This is a genomic window from Profundicola chukchiensis (assembly GCF_029664245.1).
GTDB lineage: Bacteria > Bacteroidota > Bacteroidia > Flavobacteriales > Weeksellaceae > Profundicola > Profundicola chukchiensis.
Map to the genome: position 1 here is coordinate 48,387 of NZ_JANAIE010000010.1, position 18,876 is coordinate 67,262.

The window sequence follows — 18,876 nt, forward strand, 5'->3', positions numbered from 1 at the left end:
ATATTATTTTATTACTCTGCTAATTATTGATAACCAATTTGAATATTAACTTAAACCTGTAATCACACCATTATCATCTATATCCATTCCTTCAGCAGCTGGAGTAGCAGGTAGGCCAGGCATTCTCATTGCATCACCCAACATAGGGATAATGAATCCAGCACCCGAAGCAATTTCGAAATCGCGAACTGTAACCGAAAATCCGCTCGGACGACCTAATTTATTGTCATCATCACTTAAAGATTTCGGAGTTTTAACCATACAAACTGGTAATTTCTCGAAGCCTTTCTTTTCTAAATCCTTCATCACTCTTTTTGCTTTGGCTAAAAAGTTGACTTTATCAGCTCCATAGATTTCTTTTGCAATGGTCTCAATTTTTTCTTGAATTCCAGCCGAGTGATTATACAAAGGCGTGAACTTCGTTTCATTAGCATCAGCGACTTCAGCCACCGCTCGAGCTAAATCTTCTGCGCCTTTTCCACCTTCTGAAAAGGCTTTAGATACAACAGCTTTAATTCCTCTCTTTTCACATTCATTGATGATAAACTCTATTTCTTCATCACTGTCATTTGGGAAATAGTTGATAGCAACCACCGGCGTTATATTAAACTTCTGAACGTTCTCTATATGTTTTTCTAAGTTCGGGAAACCGGCTTTTAATTTCTCTAAATCTGGTTTTTGTAAATCATTTTTATGCGCGCCTCCATGATGTCTTAAGGCTCTAACAGTTGCAACCACAACAGCAACATCCGGAGATAATCCACCTGCAACACATTTAATGTTTAAGAACTTTTCTGCTCCTAAATCAGCACCAAAACCTGCTTCGGTAACAACATATTCCGATAGAGACAAGCCCATTTTAGTCGCAATTATCGTATTCGTTCCTTGTGCAATACTCGCGAAAGGTCCTCCATGAACCAAGGCTGGATTTCCTTCTAAAGTTTGAACTAAATTTGGTTTAATAGCTTCTTTTAATAAAATAGCCATCGCACCTACAACTTTTAAATCCTTGGCAAATACAGGTGTTCCATCGAATTTATCTGCGACATAAATCTTACCTAACCTTTCTTTTAAATCGGAGAAGTTTTCTGATAAACACAAAATAGCCATGATTTCAGAAGCTGGTGTAATATTAAATCCATCTTGACGAACCACACCGTTTTTATCTCCCACGCCCACAATAACTTCGCGCAACGATCTATCATTCATATCCATTACACGTTTCCATGTAACTGTGCTTGGGTCTATACCAATGGATTTAGTTCTGCTTTGAATATTATTATCAATCGCCGCCGATAATAAATTATTAGCTTTTTCAATCGCATTAAAATCCCCTGTAAAGTGAAGATTAATGTCTTCCATTGGGATAACTTGTGAATATCCACCACCAGCAGCGCCTCCTTTAATTCCAAAAACAGGTCCTAGGGAAGGTTCTCGAATTACAGCAGTGGCTTGTTTTCCAATTTTGTTTAAACCATCTACCAAACCAATGCTCACGGTAGTTTTTCCTTCACCGGCGGGCGTTGGCGTAATAGCCGTCACCAAAACCAATTTATTTGTCTTAATCTTTTCAGGATCGATATAACTTAAAGGAATTTTAGCTTTTACTTTTCCATATAATTCTAAATCATTTTTATCGATGCCTAATTTTTTGGCAATCTTGGTGATTTTCTTTGGTTTTACAGCGTTTGCTATCTCTAAATCTGTTGGAAATGCCATATCTATTTATTTCTAAGGGTTATGATATAAAGATAAACCTATCTCGTCAAAACACTTTCAATTTAGGCGCTGATTTAAGTCACATTTGACTAATTTTTTATAGAATTATGCGATTAAACACTAAGTTGGTTTTATAATTAATGTTGCACTAAATTCAATAAAAAACCCTGCAATAATTGCAGGGTTATAGGTTATAATAGAGTTTATTTAAATCAAACCCACATGTCTAATTTAAAATTATTTTCCCCAAATATCTTCTACGGTATATGGTGATTCTCCACCACAAAAGAAGGTTGCGTCTACATATCTAAATCCTTTTTCTAAAGTAGAAATAGCGTCCATATGATCGTCTGTTAGTTCAAGACTCCTAGATTTGAAGTTTTCTTCTTGTCGAGTAGCATTAGAAGATTTTGGAACTGCAACAATTCCACGTTGTCTCAACCAAGCCAATAAAACATGTGAAACCGGTGCATTTAATTCCTCTGCAATTTTCACTAAGGTTTCATTTTGCATCATGCTAGGAATTCCTCTCTTTTTCATGTTTTCGTTCACCAAATCACCTGAACCGATTGGTTTGTAAGCTGTAATGAAATAGCCAGTACTATCGGCATGTTCTTTTAGTTCGTTTTGTTGTAAATAAGGATGAACTTCGATTTGATTCATTTCTGGAACTTCTCCTGTATCCGCAATAATTTGGTTTATTTGCGCCACATTAAAGTTAGAAACACCAACATGTTTTGCTAAACCTTTTTCTCTTACTTTCAACATTCCAGCCCAAGTTTCACTAAGGCTAATTTCTCCTGGTTTGTAGAAGTTTTCTGCTTTATCAGGGAATTCATGACCATGTTTTACAGCCATTGGCCAGTGGATAAGATAAAGATCTAAATAATCTAATTGTAAGTTCTTAAGTGTGTGTTTAATGGCAGGTTCTACTTCATGTTCTTGATGTGAATCATTCCAAAGTTTAGAAGTAATCCATAATTCTTCGCGGGTAACTTCGCCTTCTGCCATGGCATCAGCTAAGGCTTGTCCGATTTCTGCCTCATTGCCATAATTATGTGCACAATCAAAATGACGATATCCAATTTTAATTGCCGATCGAATTCCTTCGTAAACTCTTCCTTCGTCGGCTTTGTAGGTTCCTAAACCAATCATTGGAACTTTATCTCCATTTTTAAAAGTCAAATATTTCATGTTGTTATCAATTTAAATTTATAGGCATCTAATTTCTTGCCAAGATTCACGTTAGAGCTAGGAGAGAGCTCTAGCCCTGATTGTATTGAAAATCCTTTCTTTGCCAACAAGTTACAAAATACAACGACAAAGAGCGACCAAAGGAAGCTCCTTTGACTAGATATTTTTGTCTTGTTGGCAGAGAAAGATTGAAAAGGAAAGCAGGAAATAGCTCCTTAAATAAATCTAAAGTTTTATTCAGATTCACAGTATAATTTTCAAATTTTAATGGATAATTCCCTTATTTTGGATAGGTCTTTGTAGCTTTATAGCTTGTAATTTTCTCAGTCGAGAAAGCGAAAAAAGTAAATAAATAGTTTTATGACGATACAAGATAAAATTGGGGCATTAAGAAATGAAATGTCTAATGAAGGAATCGATGCTTTTATTGTTTATTCAGCCGATCCACACATGAGCGAATATTTGCCAGATGAGTGGTTGGAGCGCGAATGGATTTCGGGTTTTACGGGTTCTGCGGGATTTGTAGTTTTCACGAAAGATAAGGCAGGTTTATGGACAGATTCTAGGTATTTTGTTCAAGCTCCAACGGAATTGAAAGGTAGCGGGATTGATTTGATGAAGGACGGTGAGGATGGAACGCCACACTATATTGATTGGATTATCGAAAATATTCCGGCAGGTGGAAAAGTGGGTGTAAATGCTTTGGCTACAGCACACAACAACTGGAAATCATTACAAGATAAGTTTGCGGAAAATGATATTCAGCTGGTTGATCAACCTTTGTTGAAGAATATTTGGAAGGATAGGAGCGAGGCAGGAAAAATTGCTCCGATTTTCATTCATCCGACTGAATTAGCTGGTAAATCTGTGGAGGATAAATTAGCTGAAATTCGTGAGGAAATGAAGAAATCTAAAGCGACTCATCACATTATTACTGCTTTAGACGATGTTGCATGGACAGTGAATTTGCGTGGTGCTGATGTGGATTACAATCCAGTTTTCTTAGGCTATATTTTAGTGAGCGATTCTACTGCAACATTATATGTAGATGAGAATAAAATCGATGATAAAGTTCGTCAACATTTGTCGAATGCCAAAGTTTCGGTGAAAGCTTATGAAGCGTTTTTTGATGATTTAAAATCAATGAAAGATGAAACTATTTTGGTTTCTGCGACAAGTAACCAATCGATTTTTGATGCGATTGAAAAAGACAATAAAGTTGTTGAGAAAGCTACGCCTGGGAACTTAATGAAAGCCATTAAAAATGAAGCTGAATTAGAAGGCTTTAGAAAAGTAATGGTGCGTGATGGTGTTGCTATGGTGAATTTCTTGTATTGGTTGAAGCACGAAGGTTGTAAGCAAAACTTAAGCGAATACGAAGTTGGATTAAAATTACGTGAGTTTAGAGCAAAAGGAGAAAACTTTGTTGGTGAAAGTTTTGGTAGCATCATTGGATATCAAGGAAATGGAGCGATTGTTCACTATTCAGCTTCTGAAGAAGGTGCGAAAACCGTGAAAGACGAAGGAAGTATTTTATTAGATTCAGGTGGACAATATAAAGAAGGAACAACTGATATTACACGTGTTTTAGTTTTAGGTGACGTAACTGAAGAGTTTAAACAAAACTGTACGCTTGTATTACAAGGAATGATTGATTTATCAATGGTTCAATTCCCTAAAGGAACAAGAGGAGTTCAGCTTGATGCGATTGCTAGAATGCCACTTTGGTTAAATTCTAAAGATTATGGACACGGAACTGGACATGGTGTTGGTAGTTTTATGAACGTTCACGAAGGGCCACAGAATATTCGTAAAGATATGAACGATCAGCCGCTGATTCCGGGAATGGTTTTATCTAATGAGCCAGGATTCTATGTTGAGAATAAATATGGAATTCGTCACGAAAATTTAGTGGCAGTGAAAGAAGTTGAAAAAACGGATTTTGGAACTTTCTACAATTTCGAAACCTTAACGATTTGTCCTTTCTTTAAAGATTCAATCGTACCTGAAATGTTGACGCAACCACAAAAAAATTGGTTGAATGACTATCATGCATTTTGTGAAGAAAAATTAGCTCCACATTTAGAAGGCAAAGTAAAAGAATGGTTCTTAGAAGTTGTAAAACCAATCTAAATCCATTTAAGATAAATTTTAAATTCCCATGGTTCATTTAGCTGTGGGAATTTTTTATGTCAAAATTTTTAAGAATATAATTAATTAGTTTTCAGTAACAAACTTAGTTCTAGCGTACAAATTGTATTTTATACACTTAATACTCATAACAAATTGGTATTTTTACGCTTTCAACTTGTCATTTTATAATTATGCATATAGCCATTTCAGGGAATATTGGAGCAGGAAAAACTACGCTAACTAAACTTTTAGCAAAACATTTTAATTGGACACCTCAATTTGAGGATGTGGATAGAAATCCATATTTAGACGATTTCTATAACAATATGGAGCAATGGGCTTTTCAACTTCAAATCTACTTTTTAGGAAGTCGTTTTGGTCAAGTGAAGCAAATTAGAGAGAGTGGAAAGAACATTATTCAGGACAGAACAATTCATGAAGATGCGCATATTTTCGCAAGTAATTTGCATGATATGGGCTTGTTGATGACGCGTGATTATGAGAATTATCTAACAGTTTTTAATTTAATGAATTCTTTTGTTCAAGCGCCTGATTTGTTAATATATCTAGATGCGAATATTTCTACTTTGGTGAAGCAAATTCACATGAGAGGAAGAGATTACGAAAGTAGTATCAGTATTGATTATCTTAATCGATTAAATGACAAATACGAAACTTGGATTAATTCTTATGATGAGGGTAAAAAGCTGATTATCAATGTAGATAATTTAGACTTCGTGAACAATCCAGAAGATTTAGGAAGCATTATAGAAAAGGTAGAAGGAGAGATCAACGGATTATTCTAATTCCTCTAAATCGAGGCACATAGCGAAGAGGAGTTTACACAACTAAGGGAGTATCTGGAGTTTAAACTAAGGAGTACCGTCGAAGATCATCGACCGATTTTTTGTTATGGTAAATTTCAACAAATGGAATCCTAGTGATTCTAGATAAAAGTTGACTCGATATGATGATGCTAGTTATGGAATAAAATTCGAATCGGCGAATCCTTTCCCACCAAATTGGAGTATAACTTTGGTGACGATAAAGAAAAGGATTTATAATTTAAATTAAAAGTCAATCCCGAGGATGAAAATTCAGAGTTTCATTGGTCACAAGAATTTCCGAAAGCAATAGAATGGCTTTTTTATGATATCTTAGATGATTCATCTACAATTAAAGAAGAATAAAATGAATCCAATACAACAAATTAAATCTTACGACTTCAGTCAAACGAGCATTGTATTCGTTACAGAAGCTGAAAAAAACAAAGTAGCTGAAAAATATGATCTAAATATTCCATTTTTTAAGGCAAAAAAGAATGAGACACAATTAATTGAAAAAAATTCAAAAATGTGTTTCTTGGTCGGCTTAGAAAATGAAAAAGATTTAGGCAAACTTAAAAACATAGCTAAAAAGTTCTCACATCAAAACAAAGAGAATATTGAAGCAGAAAACATCAGTATTGTTTTCCCAGAAAGTTTTAATGATCAGCAAGTAAAACATTTAATGATTGGATTGTTCGAAGGAACCTATAAAATCAATGTTGGAAAAGATGATAAAACCTTCGCACTTTGGAATGAGAACGTAAATCTATCTCTTTATCAACCTAATACGAAATTTAATTTAGATGATTTAGGCTTAGAAGCGCGTTATTTAGTAGAAGGTAAATTTATGGGAATGGATTTACTCAATCTTCCACCTAATCAAAAGAATTCCGAGATTTTAGCAGATTTCGTAACTGAATTTGCAGAGAATCTAGGTTTAAAACTAACCATCTTAAACAAGAAAGAATGTAAAAAAGTAGGTCTTTCGTCTTTCCTTTCCGTGAACCAGGGAAGTGCTTATGAACCAGCTTTTATGATCTTAGAATATAGACCAAAAAATGTAAAGAAAACCATTGGAATTGTAGGAAAATGCATCACCTTCGATACGGGAGGTATTTCGATTAAACCTTCTGAAAACATGCACTATATGAAAAGTGATATGGGAGGAGCCACCACGGTTTTAGGAACTTTATTGAGTGCTGTAAAACTTCAATTAGACAAAAATATCGTAGCAATTTTACCAGCAACCGATAATGCTGTGGATAAAAATTCTTATTTACCAGGAGATGTCATTGATTCTTATGCAGGTAAAACCATTGAAGTAATCAATACAGACGCAGAAGGTAGAATGACCTTGGCAGATGGTTTAGCTTATTTGAATGATAAATATAATCCAGATGTTTTATTAGATATTGCCACTTTAACTGGAAGCGCTGTTAGAACTTTAGGATACAAAGCAGCCGCAATGCTTACCGTAAGTGATGAAATCAGTGAGACCATGTCTAAATTAGGTAATGAAATCGGGGAAAAAGTTTGGCGTTTACCTTTATGGGATGAATATCTAGAAGATTTAAAATCTGATGTTGCTGACCTTAAACATATTAGCCTTGCACCACTTTCTGACGTGATTTATGCTGGTAAATTTTTAGAGCAGTTCACCAATGAACATCCTAATTGGGTGCATTTAGATATTGCAGGAGTTGCATTTGGTAATAATGATTATTCAAAGGATAAAAGCGCTACAGGTTATGGCGTAGAATTATTGATTAATTTCATCAAAAGCATTTAAGAAACCTGAGAGATTATTTTTTGATAATCAAAGTTATAACAAATCAAGTCACATTGAGTTTAAATCTTAATATGACTTTTTTATTCCTTTTAATTTAAGGTAATTAATAAATAATTAAAGTTTTTGAAGTAAATTGGAAAATAATTTAATTTTATGAAAAAGACTTACTTAGTATTATTAACCTTATCCTTATTGTTTTTGGCGGCTTGTTCCGGAACTCAGAAATTAGAATCTGATAATTTCGAAACCAAAACTTTTGATTTAGAAGAGTTTAACTCCATCTCCGTTGCGGAAGGAATTGAAGTTGTTCTTCATAAATCTTTTGAGCACAGAGTAGATGCCTCAAGTAATTTCATGGACTATCTTAACATTCAGGTAGGCGATGATGGCGTTTTAACCATTGATTTTGATTTACCATATAATACGGTTTTAAATAAAAATAAAACTCGTTTAGAAGTTTGGGGAAGTGATGTGTCTAAATTCAAAGCCTCTAGTGCGGCTCAATTAAAAATAGATGGAAACTTCGATGCATCAGAACAGTTTATTTATGCTAGTTCATCAGGAAGTGTGGAATATGATGCAAACTGTGATAAAATAAATATCGAAGTGAGCAGTTCGGGGGAATATAAAGGAAGTGTCAAAGCAAAAGAAGCCAATTTAAATGCAACATCTAGTGGACTTATCAAAATCAAAGGTAGAACGAAAACGGCTAATATTATGGCTTCTAGCTCAGGCGATATTGATGGTAAATCTTTCACAGCAGATATTGTAAATGCTGAAATCTCTTCATCAGGTGATTTGAAAATAGGAGTAGAGAAGGAGCTTAATGCTTCTGTTTCTTCTAGCGGGGATTTACATTATAAGCCAAAAGGAAGTATTCAAATGAATATCGAAAAAAGCTCTGGCGGAAAAGTAAAAGAAATCAGTGGAATTTTCTAATCCATTTTATACTTAAAAAATAATTCAGCCTTAAAATAGAGAACAAAAAAAACAGCCTTTTCAGGCTGTTTTGTATTCTATTAAGATTTACATCTTAGTTAGCAGAAACGTCTTTTTTCAAGTCGTCTACTTTTTCTTCAACTGTACTTTTAGCTTGGTTAAATTTATCTTCTACTTTAGACTTAATGTCTTGTCCAGCATCAGTAAATTTTCTTTTCGCTTCATTGATTTGTCCCTTTACATTTTCTTGCTCTTCTGGAGACATTTTCTTGTACTTCCAAAATGCTAAAGCTCCAATACCCAATAATGCTAATAATCCATTTCTTTTTTTCATAATAATTATTTTTAGTTTTTAAAAAATCTTAGCTTATATATAGAAAACTCTGTGCCAAAAACAATTGAAAATCAAAAGATTTCGTCTTAACCAATAATTTCTAACATTAATACCTGAATTAATCCAATCAAAAATCCTAAAATAGCTCCAGTTAGCTCAATAAAGCCCAATTCCGACTTTAGAATTTGATTCATTAAATTATTTACTTGCCCCGAATCTAGACTACTAATTCTGTCAGAAACAAGTTTTCTGATATTCACCTTTTCCTCTAAATACTCATGAAAATTCTCACTAATGTCATCTAGAGATTCATAAAGCTTTCTTTCTAGTTCAGATTTCATTTGTGTCTTGGTACCATCGCCCATAAACATATTCAAAAACCAATGCTCTTTTTTGAATTCGTGCTCTAGATATAAATCGACGCGTTCTAAAACAAAATTCACAATACTCGATTGATTTTCATCTGTAAAAACTTGCTCCTTTATAGAATGAGCCGAAAGAAGCTCATCAGCTACCAAATCACCAATTCTAGTTGCAATCGCATCCTGTCGTTTTGGGAATACACCTTGAAAAGTCCAAAACAGAAACTTCACAGGTTCTTTAGGATTGAACAAAAGCCAAACAGCGATTTTATTCGTTATCCAACCAATGGCCGCCGAAACCAAGGGGATTAATATAAGTTTCAATAATAAAATCATTGTATAGTGCTAATAATTGATTAATTTCACGTCCAATAATAACAAATAAAATACCATAAATTTTATGAAATCATTCATTACCTATGATTCGGAATCAGATTTTTCAATATACAATATTCCATTCGGTGTAGCATTTATTGCTGAAGAATATCCTACATGTGTTACCAGAATTGGTGATACTGTGATTGACTTGGCTATGTTATACGATGCTGGTTATTTAGATAACCTAGGATTAGAAGAAAATGTTTTCGAAGCAATGGTTTTAAATCCGTTCATTGAATTAGGAAAATCAGTTACCGTTCCGGTTCGTGAGCATATCCAAAAATTATTTTTAGAAGGTTCTGACTTATCTAAAGATACAGACTTACAGGCCAATGCATTTTTTGACCTTAATGATGTTCAAATGATGCTTCCTGTACATGTTCCAAACTATACAGATTTCTATAGCTCGATTGAACATGCTACCAACGTAGGTAAAATGTTTCGCGATCCAGAAAACGCTTTATTACCAAACTGGAAACACTTACCAGTAGGCTACCACGGTCGTTCTTCTTCTATCGTTAGCTCTGGAACTGCGCTTCACAGACCAAAAGGTCAAACTAAGCCAGCAGACTCAGATATGCCAGTTTTCGGACCTAGTAAAAGATTAGACTTTGAATTAGAAATGGCATTCATTACTAATACATATACAGAATTGGGTGATTCATTGACTACTGAAAACGCTGAGGATCACATCTTTGGAATGGTTTTATTCAATGACTGGAGTGCGCGTGATTTACAAAAATGGGAATATGTTCCTTTAGGGCCATTCCTTGCTAAAAACTTCGGTTCTTCGGTTTCTCCGTGGATTGTTACTTTAGAAGCGTTAGATCCATTCCGTGTGGCTGGTCCTAAACAAGATCCAGAAGTTTTACCTTACTTAAAATATGAAGGTGAAAAGAATTTCGATATCAATTTACAAGTTGGTTTAACGCCACAAGACAGTGAAGAAACAGTAGTTTGTAACTCAAACTTCAAATACATGTACTGGAATATGGCGCAGCAATTGGCTCACCACACCGTAAATGGTTGTAATATCGAAGTAGGAGACATGTACGCAAGTGGAACTATCTCTGGAAAAGACGAAAATAGCTACGGATCTATGTTAGAAATCTCTTGGAGCGGACAAAAACCTGTTAAACTTAAAGATGGTCAAGAACGTTCATTTATAGAGGATTACGATACAGTTACCATGAGAGGATGGAGCGAAAAAGATGGAAAACGTGTTGGATTTGGTGAAGTTGTAACTCAAATCTTACCAGCAAAATAATAGGAATAATTTGGGTGGCTTTTGATTTTGACTTTAAATTTCAATTTTATTCAAGACTTGAAAATCAAGCTTCGAATAAATTCACTTTTAAAGAATAATAAAATCAAAACCGAGCATTTTGTTCCAATCTTTCTATGCCAACAAGACAACTAATCTAGCCAAAGGAGCTTCCTCTGGTCGCTCTTTGGCTTCGTTACTTGTTGCTTGTTGGCATGAGAAAGGATTTCCACGTCATTCCCTGCCACGATACCGCTTAGCTAAACGGCTTTGGAATCAAAATTCATAAGTTTAAGAGCAAGGAGAAATTTTGACAAAGGAAATTATATTTGCTAAACTCAAAGCCATTAAATTTGTGTATAAATTATAAGCTCTACACCAAAAACAAAATTAAATGAAAGTACAGATAATATCCTCAAGCATCCGAGACGGAAGAGATACTCACGGCATTGCCTTATTTCTTAAAAATTGGATGGATAATAACACCGATGTAGAAACTAATATCATCGATTTAAAAGAAAGAAATTTCCCATTATTTCATGAGCGTCTTAGCTTTATGAAAGAAAAACACGAGGGCGCAGTTAAATTTTCTAAGGAAATCGATGAGGCGGATGCTGTTATTATAGTTTCACCAGAATATAATGGCAGTTTTCCTGCATCACTTAAGAATGTAATCGATCTGTTATATGCAGAATGGCAGAAAAAACCTATCGGACTTGCCGTTGCATCTTCAGGTGATATGGCAGGAGCTCAGGTTACAAAAGATTTACAATTCCTATTATATAAAATAGGAGCACACGTAGCAAAAGCTAGATTCCACGTAGCTCACGTTGGAACGGCCTTTAAAGAGGATGGATCCACAGAAAACGAGGAATTCTATAATAAACACGCTAAAAGTTTATGGGAAAACTTAGAGTGGTTTATTAAAGCAAATCAATAAGATTTAAAACTTTTTATATTCAACGAACGCCAATTGCATTTATATAGTTTCAAGTGGACGCAACACTTGAGACATATATATTTCGTAAATTTGGCGTTCAATTTTCTTCATGAAGAACGACACGATTCAGATTTACGGCGCAAGAGAACATAACCTTAAAAATATTAATGTTGAAATCCCTAGGGATCAACTCGTTGTTATTACAGGTTTAAGTGGGAGTGGAAAATCTTCATTAGCCTTCGATACTATCTACGCCGAAGGTCAAAGACGTTATATAGAAACTTTCTCAGCTTATGCTCGCCAACTTCTTGGCGGCATGGAAAGACCCGATGTGGATAAAATCGACGGACTTTCACCTGTAGTTGCTATAGAACAAAAAACAACCTCTAAAAGCCCACGATCAACTGTAGGAACTATTACAGAGATCTACGATTTTTTAAGATTATTATACGCACGAGCTTCCATTCCTTATTCCTATGTCACAGGTGAGAAAATGGTAAGCTACACAGATGATGAAATCAAGGATTTACTTAGAAAAGAATTTGGAGGCAAGAAAATAATGATTCTTTCTCCGGTTGTTAGAGCAAGAAAAGGTCATTATAGAGAATTATTCGAACAGATTACTAAAAAAGGATTTTTAGAAGTTCGGGCAGATGGTGAAATTCTAGATATTGAACCTAGAATGCAACTGGATCGCTACAAGACACATGATATAGAAATTGTAATCGATAAGCTTAAACTTACAGATACCGTAAGTGATGATAGATTACAACTTTCCCTTGAGACGGCTATGTATCAAGGTGATAATGTAATGATGGTCTTGGATATGGACACCAACGAGGCTCGCTATTTTAGTAGAGATATGATGTGCCCAACTTCTGGTATTTCCTATCCAGTTCCAGAACCTAATACTTTTTCATTTAACTCTCCTAAAGGTGCCTGCCCAACATGTAATGGTATCGGAAAAGTAAAAATAATTGATGAAAGTTCCATTATTCCAGATGATAGCTTATCTATTTCAAAAGGTGCGATTGCTCCATTAAAAGATATCAAGAAAAAGGCCTGGATAAACAATCAAATTGAGTCTATCCTGGCAGCAAATGAAGAAACAGATAAAATTCCATGGAAAGACTTATCTACCAAAACTAGAAAAGATATTTTAGAGGGTAGTGTAGAGAAAATCGAATTGAAGCTAAAGTACGCTGACATCACAAAAACTTATAAGATTGATTTCGAGGGAATTATTCCTTATCTAGATCGAGTGATTAATGATAAAGATAACCCATCGTCTCGCTCTTTGAGTAAGAGATATGCTGTACAAACAGATTGTTCTACTTGTCATGGTCAGCGACTAAGAACTGATTCTTTATATTTCAAAATCGATGATAAAAACATTGCCGATGTTTCTGCATTAGATTTTAGAACATTAAAAACTTGGCTCGACGAACTACCAGAAAAACTTAATAACAAACAAAAACTTATTGGTTCTGAAATTTTAAAGGAAATTTCTACCAGATGTCAGTTCCTATTGGATGTTGGTTTAGATTATTTAACATTAAACCGAGGATCTAAGACTTTATCAGGAGGAGAAGCTCAACGTATTCGTTTAGCAACTCAAATCGGAACTCAATTAGTCAACGTATTATATATTTTAGATGAACCATCGATTGGTTTGCATCCTCGTGACAATGTTAAGCTAATTAAATCCTTAAAGGATTTACGAGACATCGGAAACTCGGTAATTGTAGTAGAGCATGATGAGGAAATGATTTTAGAAGCCGATCAAGTTATCGACATGGGGCCATTTGCTGGGAAACATGGAGGTGAAATTGTTTGGCAAGGAAAACCTTCTGAATTAAAAAATGCTAAAACCTTAACTGCAGATTATATTAATCAAGTAAAAACCATTGAGGTACCAGCAGAGAGAAATAAAGGGAATGGAAAATTCTTAGAATTAAAAGGAGCAAAGGGAAATAACCTTAAAAATGTAGACATCAAAATTCCATTAGGAACTTTAACGGTTGTTACCGGAGTTTCAGGAAGTGGAAAATCTACATTGATTAATGAAACCTTATATAGAATTTTAAATCAGCATTTCTTTAAGGCCATCCAAAAACCATTGGAATACAAAAGCATCAAAGGTATAGATGAAATTGATAAAGTAATCGATATTGATCAATCTCCAATTGGTAGGACGCCGAGAAGTAATCCTGCGACTTATACAGGTGTATTCTCAGATATTAGAAATTTATTTGCGAATTTACCTGAATCTAAGATTAGAGGTTATAAGCCAGGAAGATTTTCATTTAACGTAAAAGGAGGTCGATGCGAAACTTGTCAAGGTGCAGGTCTTCGAGTTATTGAAATGAATTTTTTACCAGACATTTATGTGCATTGTGAAACATGTCACGGTAAGAGATTTAATAGAGAAACTTTAGAGGTACGTTACAAAGGTAAATCCATATCTGATGTACTTGAGATGACGGTAGAGGAAGGTGTAGAGTTTTTTGAACCTATTCCAAACATTCATCGACGACTTAAAATGTTACTTGAAGTAGGGCTAGGTTACATAACTCTGGGTCAACAATCTACGACTTTGAGTGGAGGTGAAGCTCAACGTGTAAAACTAGCTACTGAGTTAAGTAAAAAACAAACAGGAAATACTTTCTACATTTTAGATGAACCAACTACCGGTTTACATTTCGAAGATATTCGCGTGTTGATGGAAGTAATCAATAAATTGGTTAGTTTAGGAAACACAGTGGTTATTATTGAACATAACTTAGATGTTATTAAAGTTGCCGATTATATCATTGATATTGGCCCAGAAGGAGGAAATTTAGGAGGTAAACTAGTAGCACAAGGAACACCAGATGAGATTAGCAAAGTAAAAGAAAGCTATACAGGTAAGTTCTTAAAAAGTGTTTTAAAGTAAACTCTCATTTTATAAACCTTTAGAATAAGCATAAAAAAAGAGCAAGAAATTAAATTTCTTGCTCTTTTCATTTTTATATGAATTTCGTTTAATCTCTATTACCCATTAACATACTTGCAAAGTATACCAACTGAGCTAAGGATCCAATTGCTGCAACCACATATGTTCTAGCAGCCCATTTCAAAGCATCTTTAGACATCGCCAACTCACCTGATTGAACGATATTTCTTTCTCTCAACCATTTTAAAGCTCTATTACTTGCGTCATATTCCACAGGTAAAGTAATAAAAGCAAATAGAGTAGTTACCGCAAATGCAGCCACACCCAAAGCCAATACTATCTGATTTCCAGAAGTCGCCATCAAGAAAATACCACCCATAATCAACCACATAGACATCTTAGAACTGATGTTAACCATTGGAACTAACTTAGATCTAAGGTTTAACCAAGAATAGCCCACAGCATGCTGAACCGCGTGACCACATTCGTGTGCAGCTACTGCAGCAGCAGCGGCATTTCGTTCAAAATACACCGTTTCTGATAAGTTCACCGTTTTATTACTAGGGTTATAGTGATCGGTAAGGCTTCCTGGCGTAGAAATTACTTTAACATCATAAATACCGTTATCAGCCAACATCTGTTCTGCAATTTCTTTTCCGCTCATGTTGTTAGCCAATCGCGTTTTAGAATATTTAGTAAACTTAGATTTAAGCATATAACTCACGTACATACTAATCAAGGTAAATATTCCAATAACAATATAATATCCCATCATTTTATTTAATTTTGCTTCAAGATTAGCAAATATAATGCCGCTAGGTGAAAAATCAATAGAAGCATTAAAGTTTATTTATTTACAATTGTAAACGATCTATTTTACTCGCCTATTATCAGCTACTTATGACAAATCTTAGGTATTATTCTCAATTTGATTATTAAATAAATGTATATAAAGTTATATTTGCATAATATTTTTTCATGTCTATAAAGGTAAAAGAAGTTAAGAATAAGAAGGATTTGTTGGAATTCATCAAATTTCCAATGAAACTTTACAAGGACAATCCATACTATGTCCCACCATTAATCCAAGAGGAAAAACAAGCCTTGGACCAAAGCCTGAATCCGGTATTTAACCATGCTATCGCTAAGTATTATTTAGCTTATAAGGATGGAAAAATAGCAGGTCGAATTGCTGCTATAATCAACTGGAAAGAGGTTAAGGAGCAGAATAAGGCCAAAGTTCGCTTTGGATGGTTTGACATGATCGATGACATAGAGGTTACAAGAGCTTTGCTAGAGAAAGTTTATGAACTTGGAAGAGAAAATAAACTAGAAAACGTTGAAGGCCCGGTCGGGTTCTCCAATTTAGATAAGGCAGGGTTGCTAACCAAAGGTTTCGATAAGATCCCTACCATGGTTACGCTATATAACTATGAATATTACGAAAAGCATTTACGTGAGCTAGGTTTCGAAATGGCGAGTGAATGGGTAGAATATGCACTTGAATTACCTGAAGTTTTACCTAAAAAAGTAATAAAGTTCTCTGGGTTAATCATGAAAAGATATGGTTTGAAACTTAAAAAGTTTAAAACTAAAGACGACTTAAGAGAAGTGGTTGATCCTATGTTTGCACTTTTGGATAAAACCTATGGACACTTAAGTAGTTATGTGCCCATCCCTAAACAACAAATTGAGCATTATAAAGAGAAATATATCAACTTTATTAATCCAGATTTTGTTAGTTGTATTGAGGATTCAAAAGGTAATATGATTGCGTTTGCGATCACTATGCCGTCTTATTCTAAAGCTTTACAAAAAGCCAAAGGAAAATTATTTCCATTTGGTTGGTGGCATTTATTGCGAGCTTCTAAAAAGAATGATACAGCTGCATTTTACCTAATCGGTATAGATCCAGCTTATCAAGGAAAAGGAGTAACTGCCATTGTTTTCAAGGAAATGTTTCAAACCTTTAGTAAACATGGAATTAAATACCTGGAAACCAATCCTGAATTAGCTGAAAACAAGAGCATTCAAACCTTATGGAAGGATTATAATCCAGTCAATCACAAAAGAAGAATGAGCTTTAAAAAAGACTTATAAATAATTAGTTTTCAAATACTTCAAAACTATTATCATCATAGAACCAGACAATTTTAGTAATTGATCTGGTTTTTTTTGTGCTTTGAGAATCTACTTCATCAGCTTTTTCAGCAACAGGATTAACACCTGGAACACTAGAGTGGAGTGGAGGCTTTGATTCTTCTTCCTTTTCTTCCGCAAACAAAGGTTCAATCTTTCTATTTATCTGAGCTGACTCGATTTCAGTCATGGGCTTCTTAGCTAATAAAAGATAATCCCACCTAAGCTCAGGAAACTCATCTTTAACTTTTATTAAAAAATCTAAACTAGGCTTATTCCTTCCAGAAAGAATATGCGAGATACTTGATCGCTGAACTTCGATTCTATCTGCAAGTTCAGAAGCATTAATATTGTAAACTTCTAAAATTTCTTCGATTATATTCCTGTAATCCATGTTACAAATATAAAACTTATTTTAAAATTACTTTTAATAATCTCAATTCAAAACACTTAAAGTAAATCTAAACATTCTTTTTACATAAGAATACATAATACTCTCATTTTGACATACTTGATGTTTGTGGTTTTACTTTCTATATTTTAATATAACATTAGCTGACTTCTTGTCATGCATTAAATGTATTCACAAATGAGTCTAAATTCACTTGTTTACAATTGTAATTACATTTGTAAATAGACAATAAAGATTTATCTTTAATTTATGATTGACACAGTTTTGACTAACTACGAAAATTGGAAGGAGGATTTACCTAACCGATATTTACCTGCAACCAGAGTTGAGGAATTAATTTTTAAAAATTCATATTCTTTTGAAGTCATTGGAAGTTCGTTTGAAGATCGTCCTATTTATAAATTGAATATAGGGAAGGGTAAAACCAAAATTCTGCTTTGGTCTCAAATGCACGGTAATGAATCTACAGCTACACGTGCTATGTTTGATATCTGGAAGTTATTACATGAAGATGAAACATTATATAATATTATTGAGCAACAACTAGAAATTCACTTTATTCCACAACTTAACCCAGATGGAGCGGAAAAGTATACGCGAAGAAATGCAGCTAATATCGATATAAACAGAGACTTTGTTGAATCTCAATCTCCTGAAATGCGTACTCTCAAAGAACTAGTTGTGAAATGGGATTATGATTTTCTATTCAATTTACATGATCAAAGAACTATATTTCATCCAAAAAACTCGAATCATCCAGCGAGTTTATCGTTTTTAGCGCCTGTAACGGATAGCACTGGCGCTATATCAACCAGTCAAAGAAAGGCAATTCAGCTAATCTCTTGTATTATTGAAGGGTTACAAGATTTCTTACCACATCAAATGGCTAGATTCAGTGATGAGTTTTACCCAAAAGCAACTGGAGATAATTTTCAGAAACTAGGATATCCAACCATCTTGATTGAATGTGGTCATTTCCCAAATGATTACAAGAGAGTTCAAACTCGTAGGTTTACCAGTTTTGCGATACTCAAAGCTTTTGAGGCAATTATTAAACAACAACATTTAATAGACAAGTCAGACTATTATTATAACACACCGATGAATTCCCAAAAAGCATTGGATATAATTTATAGAGATGTAAAAATTGAAAATGCTAAACACAGTTCCAAAGTTGATATCGGAATCTTGTATCGAGAAGTATTAGAAAACGAAGAAGAAATTTCGTTCAAAGCAGAAATCGTTGAAGTCGGAGATTTATCAGATTATTTTGGACATGACGAATATCATGCTGAGAATCGCGTATTTAAATCTGAATCGAATATTTATCCAGAAATCGGAAACTCAGCAGATTTCCAAATTGGGGAATGGAATGTGGTAAATGGTGCAAAAACCACATCATGGAGTACAAGATGATGGTTTATATATAAGGATGGTAATAATTACTATTTCAGAAAACGAAATTTAACATAATATAAATTATAGGGTTATTTTCTAATATTCAGATTTAA

15 protein-coding genes are annotated in these 18,876 nt (G+C 34.2%); 9 read left to right on the forward strand and 6 right to left on the reverse strand.

Features of this window, described 5'->3' with window-relative positions; genetic code table 11:
• Positions 1-45: 45 nt before the first annotated feature.
• Complete coding sequence (locus NLM59_RS11270) at positions 46-1,719, reverse strand: formate--tetrahydrofolate ligase (RefSeq protein WP_304417886.1); 1,674 nt, start codon at positions 1,717-1,719, stop codon at positions 46-48.
• A 237-nt stretch (positions 1,720-1,956) separates the two neighbouring features.
• On the reverse strand, positions 1,957-2,913 hold the full coding sequence (locus NLM59_RS11275) for an aldo/keto reductase (protein ID WP_304417887.1): 957 nt from the start codon (positions 2,911-2,913) through the stop codon (positions 1,957-1,959).
• Between the two features lie 360 nt (positions 2,914-3,273).
• Between NLM59_RS11275 and NLM59_RS11280 the strand changes: the two genes are divergently transcribed.
• From NLM59_RS11280 to NLM59_RS11295, 4 genes are all read left to right on the forward strand, one after another.
• On the forward strand, positions 3,274-5,046 hold the full coding sequence (locus NLM59_RS11280; protein ID WP_304417888.1) for an aminopeptidase P family protein: 1,773 nt from the start codon (positions 3,274-3,276) through the stop codon (positions 5,044-5,046).
• A 191-nt stretch (positions 5,047-5,237) separates the two neighbouring features.
• Positions 5,238-5,852: a deoxynucleoside kinase gene (locus NLM59_RS11285; RefSeq protein ID WP_304417889.1), complete on the forward strand. Its 615-nt coding sequence runs from the start codon at positions 5,238-5,240 to the stop codon at positions 5,850-5,852.
• Positions 5,853-6,237: 385 nt separating this feature from the next.
• A complete protein-coding gene (locus NLM59_RS11290; protein WP_304417890.1) occupies positions 6,238-7,662 on the forward strand; it encodes a M17 family metallopeptidase in 1,425 nt (474 codons plus the stop codon).
• A 153-nt stretch (positions 7,663-7,815) separates the two neighbouring features.
• The gene (locus NLM59_RS11295) at positions 7,816-8,601 is read left to right on the forward strand and encodes a GIN domain-containing protein (RefSeq protein WP_304417891.1); all 786 of its coding nucleotides are present in this window, start codon (positions 7,816-7,818) and stop codon (positions 8,599-8,601) included.
• Between the two features lie 94 nt (positions 8,602-8,695).
• On the opposite strand, the gene NLM59_RS11300 is transcribed toward NLM59_RS11295, so the two are convergent.
• On the reverse strand, positions 8,696-8,935 hold the full coding sequence (locus tag NLM59_RS11300) for a YtxH domain-containing protein (RefSeq protein ID WP_304417892.1): 240 nt from the start codon (positions 8,933-8,935) through the stop codon (positions 8,696-8,698).
• A gap of 86 nt (positions 8,936-9,021) precedes the next feature.
• On the reverse strand, positions 9,022-9,633 hold the full coding sequence (locus NLM59_RS11305; RefSeq protein ID WP_304417893.1) for a DUF445 domain-containing protein: 612 nt from the start codon (positions 9,631-9,633) through the stop codon (positions 9,022-9,024).
• A 64-nt stretch (positions 9,634-9,697) separates the two neighbouring features.
• Between NLM59_RS11305 and fahA the strand changes: the two genes are divergently transcribed.
• The 3 genes from fahA (at position 9,698) to uvrA (ending at position 14,814) form a co-directional block, all read left to right on the forward strand.
• On the forward strand, positions 9,698-10,942 hold the full coding sequence (fahA, locus tag NLM59_RS11310) for a fumarylacetoacetase (protein WP_304417894.1): 1,245 nt from the start codon (positions 9,698-9,700) through the stop codon (positions 10,940-10,942).
• A 391-nt stretch (positions 10,943-11,333) separates the two neighbouring features.
• Positions 11,334-11,879, forward strand: coding sequence for an NADPH-dependent FMN reductase (locus NLM59_RS11315; RefSeq protein WP_304417895.1), 546 nt, complete (start codon positions 11,334-11,336; stop codon positions 11,877-11,879).
• A 109-nt stretch (positions 11,880-11,988) separates the two neighbouring features.
• Entirely contained in the window at positions 11,989-14,814 is a 2,826-nt protein-coding gene (uvrA, locus tag NLM59_RS11320; RefSeq protein ID WP_304417896.1) for an excinuclease ABC subunit UvrA, read from the forward strand.
• A gap of 88 nt (positions 14,815-14,902) precedes the next feature.
• On the opposite strand, the gene NLM59_RS11325 is transcribed toward uvrA, so the two are convergent.
• The gene (locus tag NLM59_RS11325; RefSeq protein ID WP_304417918.1) at positions 14,903-15,586 is read right to left on the reverse strand and encodes a zinc metallopeptidase; all 684 of its coding nucleotides are present in this window, start codon (positions 15,584-15,586) and stop codon (positions 14,903-14,905) included.
• Positions 15,587-15,792: 206 nt separating this feature from the next.
• Here NLM59_RS11325 and NLM59_RS11330 point away from each other — a divergent pair, with 206 nt between their 5' ends.
• Positions 15,793-16,914: a GNAT family N-acetyltransferase gene (locus NLM59_RS11330; protein ID WP_304417897.1), complete on the forward strand. Its 1,122-nt coding sequence runs from the start codon at positions 15,793-15,795 to the stop codon at positions 16,912-16,914.
• 4 nt (positions 16,915-16,918) lie between these two features.
• On the opposite strand, the gene NLM59_RS11335 is transcribed toward NLM59_RS11330, so the two are convergent.
• Positions 16,919-17,347 carry a helix-turn-helix transcriptional regulator gene (locus NLM59_RS11335; protein WP_304417898.1) on the reverse strand — a complete coding sequence of 143 codons (429 nt, stop codon included), beginning with the start codon at positions 17,345-17,347 and terminating at the stop codon, positions 16,919-16,921.
• 267 nt (positions 17,348-17,614) lie between these two features.
• Between NLM59_RS11335 and NLM59_RS11340 the strand changes: the two genes are divergently transcribed.
• A complete protein-coding gene (locus NLM59_RS11340) occupies positions 17,615-18,781 on the forward strand; it encodes a M14 family zinc carboxypeptidase (RefSeq protein WP_304417899.1) in 1,167 nt (388 codons plus the stop codon).
• The last annotated feature ends 95 nt before the right edge of the window (positions 18,782-18,876 follow it).

Bases quoted from the DNA above. Each gene is read 5' to 3' on its own strand.
- NLM59_RS11325 (WP_304417918.1), bottom strand. From the start codon at position 15,586: ATGGGATATTATATTGTTATTGGAATATTTACCTTGATTAGTATGTAC.
- NLM59_RS11305 (WP_304417893.1), bottom strand. From the start codon at position 9,633: ATGATTTTATTATTGAAACTTATATTAATCCCCTTGGTTTCGGCGGCC.
- NLM59_RS11340 (WP_304417899.1), top strand. From the start codon at position 17,615: ATGATTGACACAGTTTTGACTAACTACGAAAATTGGAAGGAGGATTTA.
- NLM59_RS11295 (WP_304417891.1), top strand. From the start codon at position 7,816: ATGAAAAAGACTTACTTAGTATTATTAACCTTATCCTTATTGTTTTTG.
- uvrA (WP_304417896.1), top strand. From the start codon at position 11,989: ATGAAGAACGACACGATTCAGATTTACGGCGCAAGAGAACATAACCTT.
- fahA (WP_304417894.1), top strand. From the start codon at position 9,698: ATGAAATCATTCATTACCTATGATTCGGAATCAGATTTTTCAATATAC.
- NLM59_RS11330 (WP_304417897.1), top strand. From the start codon at position 15,793: ATGTCTATAAAGGTAAAAGAAGTTAAGAATAAGAAGGATTTGTTGGAA.
- NLM59_RS11270 (WP_304417886.1), bottom strand. From the start codon at position 1,719: ATGGCATTTCCAACAGATTTAGAGATAGCAAACGCTGTAAAACCAAAG.
- NLM59_RS11300 (WP_304417892.1), bottom strand. From the start codon at position 8,935: ATGAAAAAAAGAAATGGATTATTAGCATTATTGGGTATTGGAGCTTTA.
- NLM59_RS11335 (WP_304417898.1), bottom strand. From the start codon at position 17,347: ATGGATTACAGGAATATAATCGAAGAAATTTTAGAAGTTTACAATATT.
- NLM59_RS11285 (WP_304417889.1), top strand. From the start codon at position 5,238: ATGCATATAGCCATTTCAGGGAATATTGGAGCAGGAAAAACTACGCTA.
- NLM59_RS11275 (WP_304417887.1), bottom strand. From the start codon at position 2,913: ATGAAATATTTGACTTTTAAAAATGGAGATAAAGTTCCAATGATTGGT.
- NLM59_RS11315 (WP_304417895.1), top strand. From the start codon at position 11,334: ATGAAAGTACAGATAATATCCTCAAGCATCCGAGACGGAAGAGATACT.
- NLM59_RS11280 (WP_304417888.1), top strand. From the start codon at position 3,274: ATGACGATACAAGATAAAATTGGGGCATTAAGAAATGAAATGTCTAAT.
- NLM59_RS11290 (WP_304417890.1), top strand. From the start codon at position 6,238: ATGAATCCAATACAACAAATTAAATCTTACGACTTCAGTCAAACGAGC.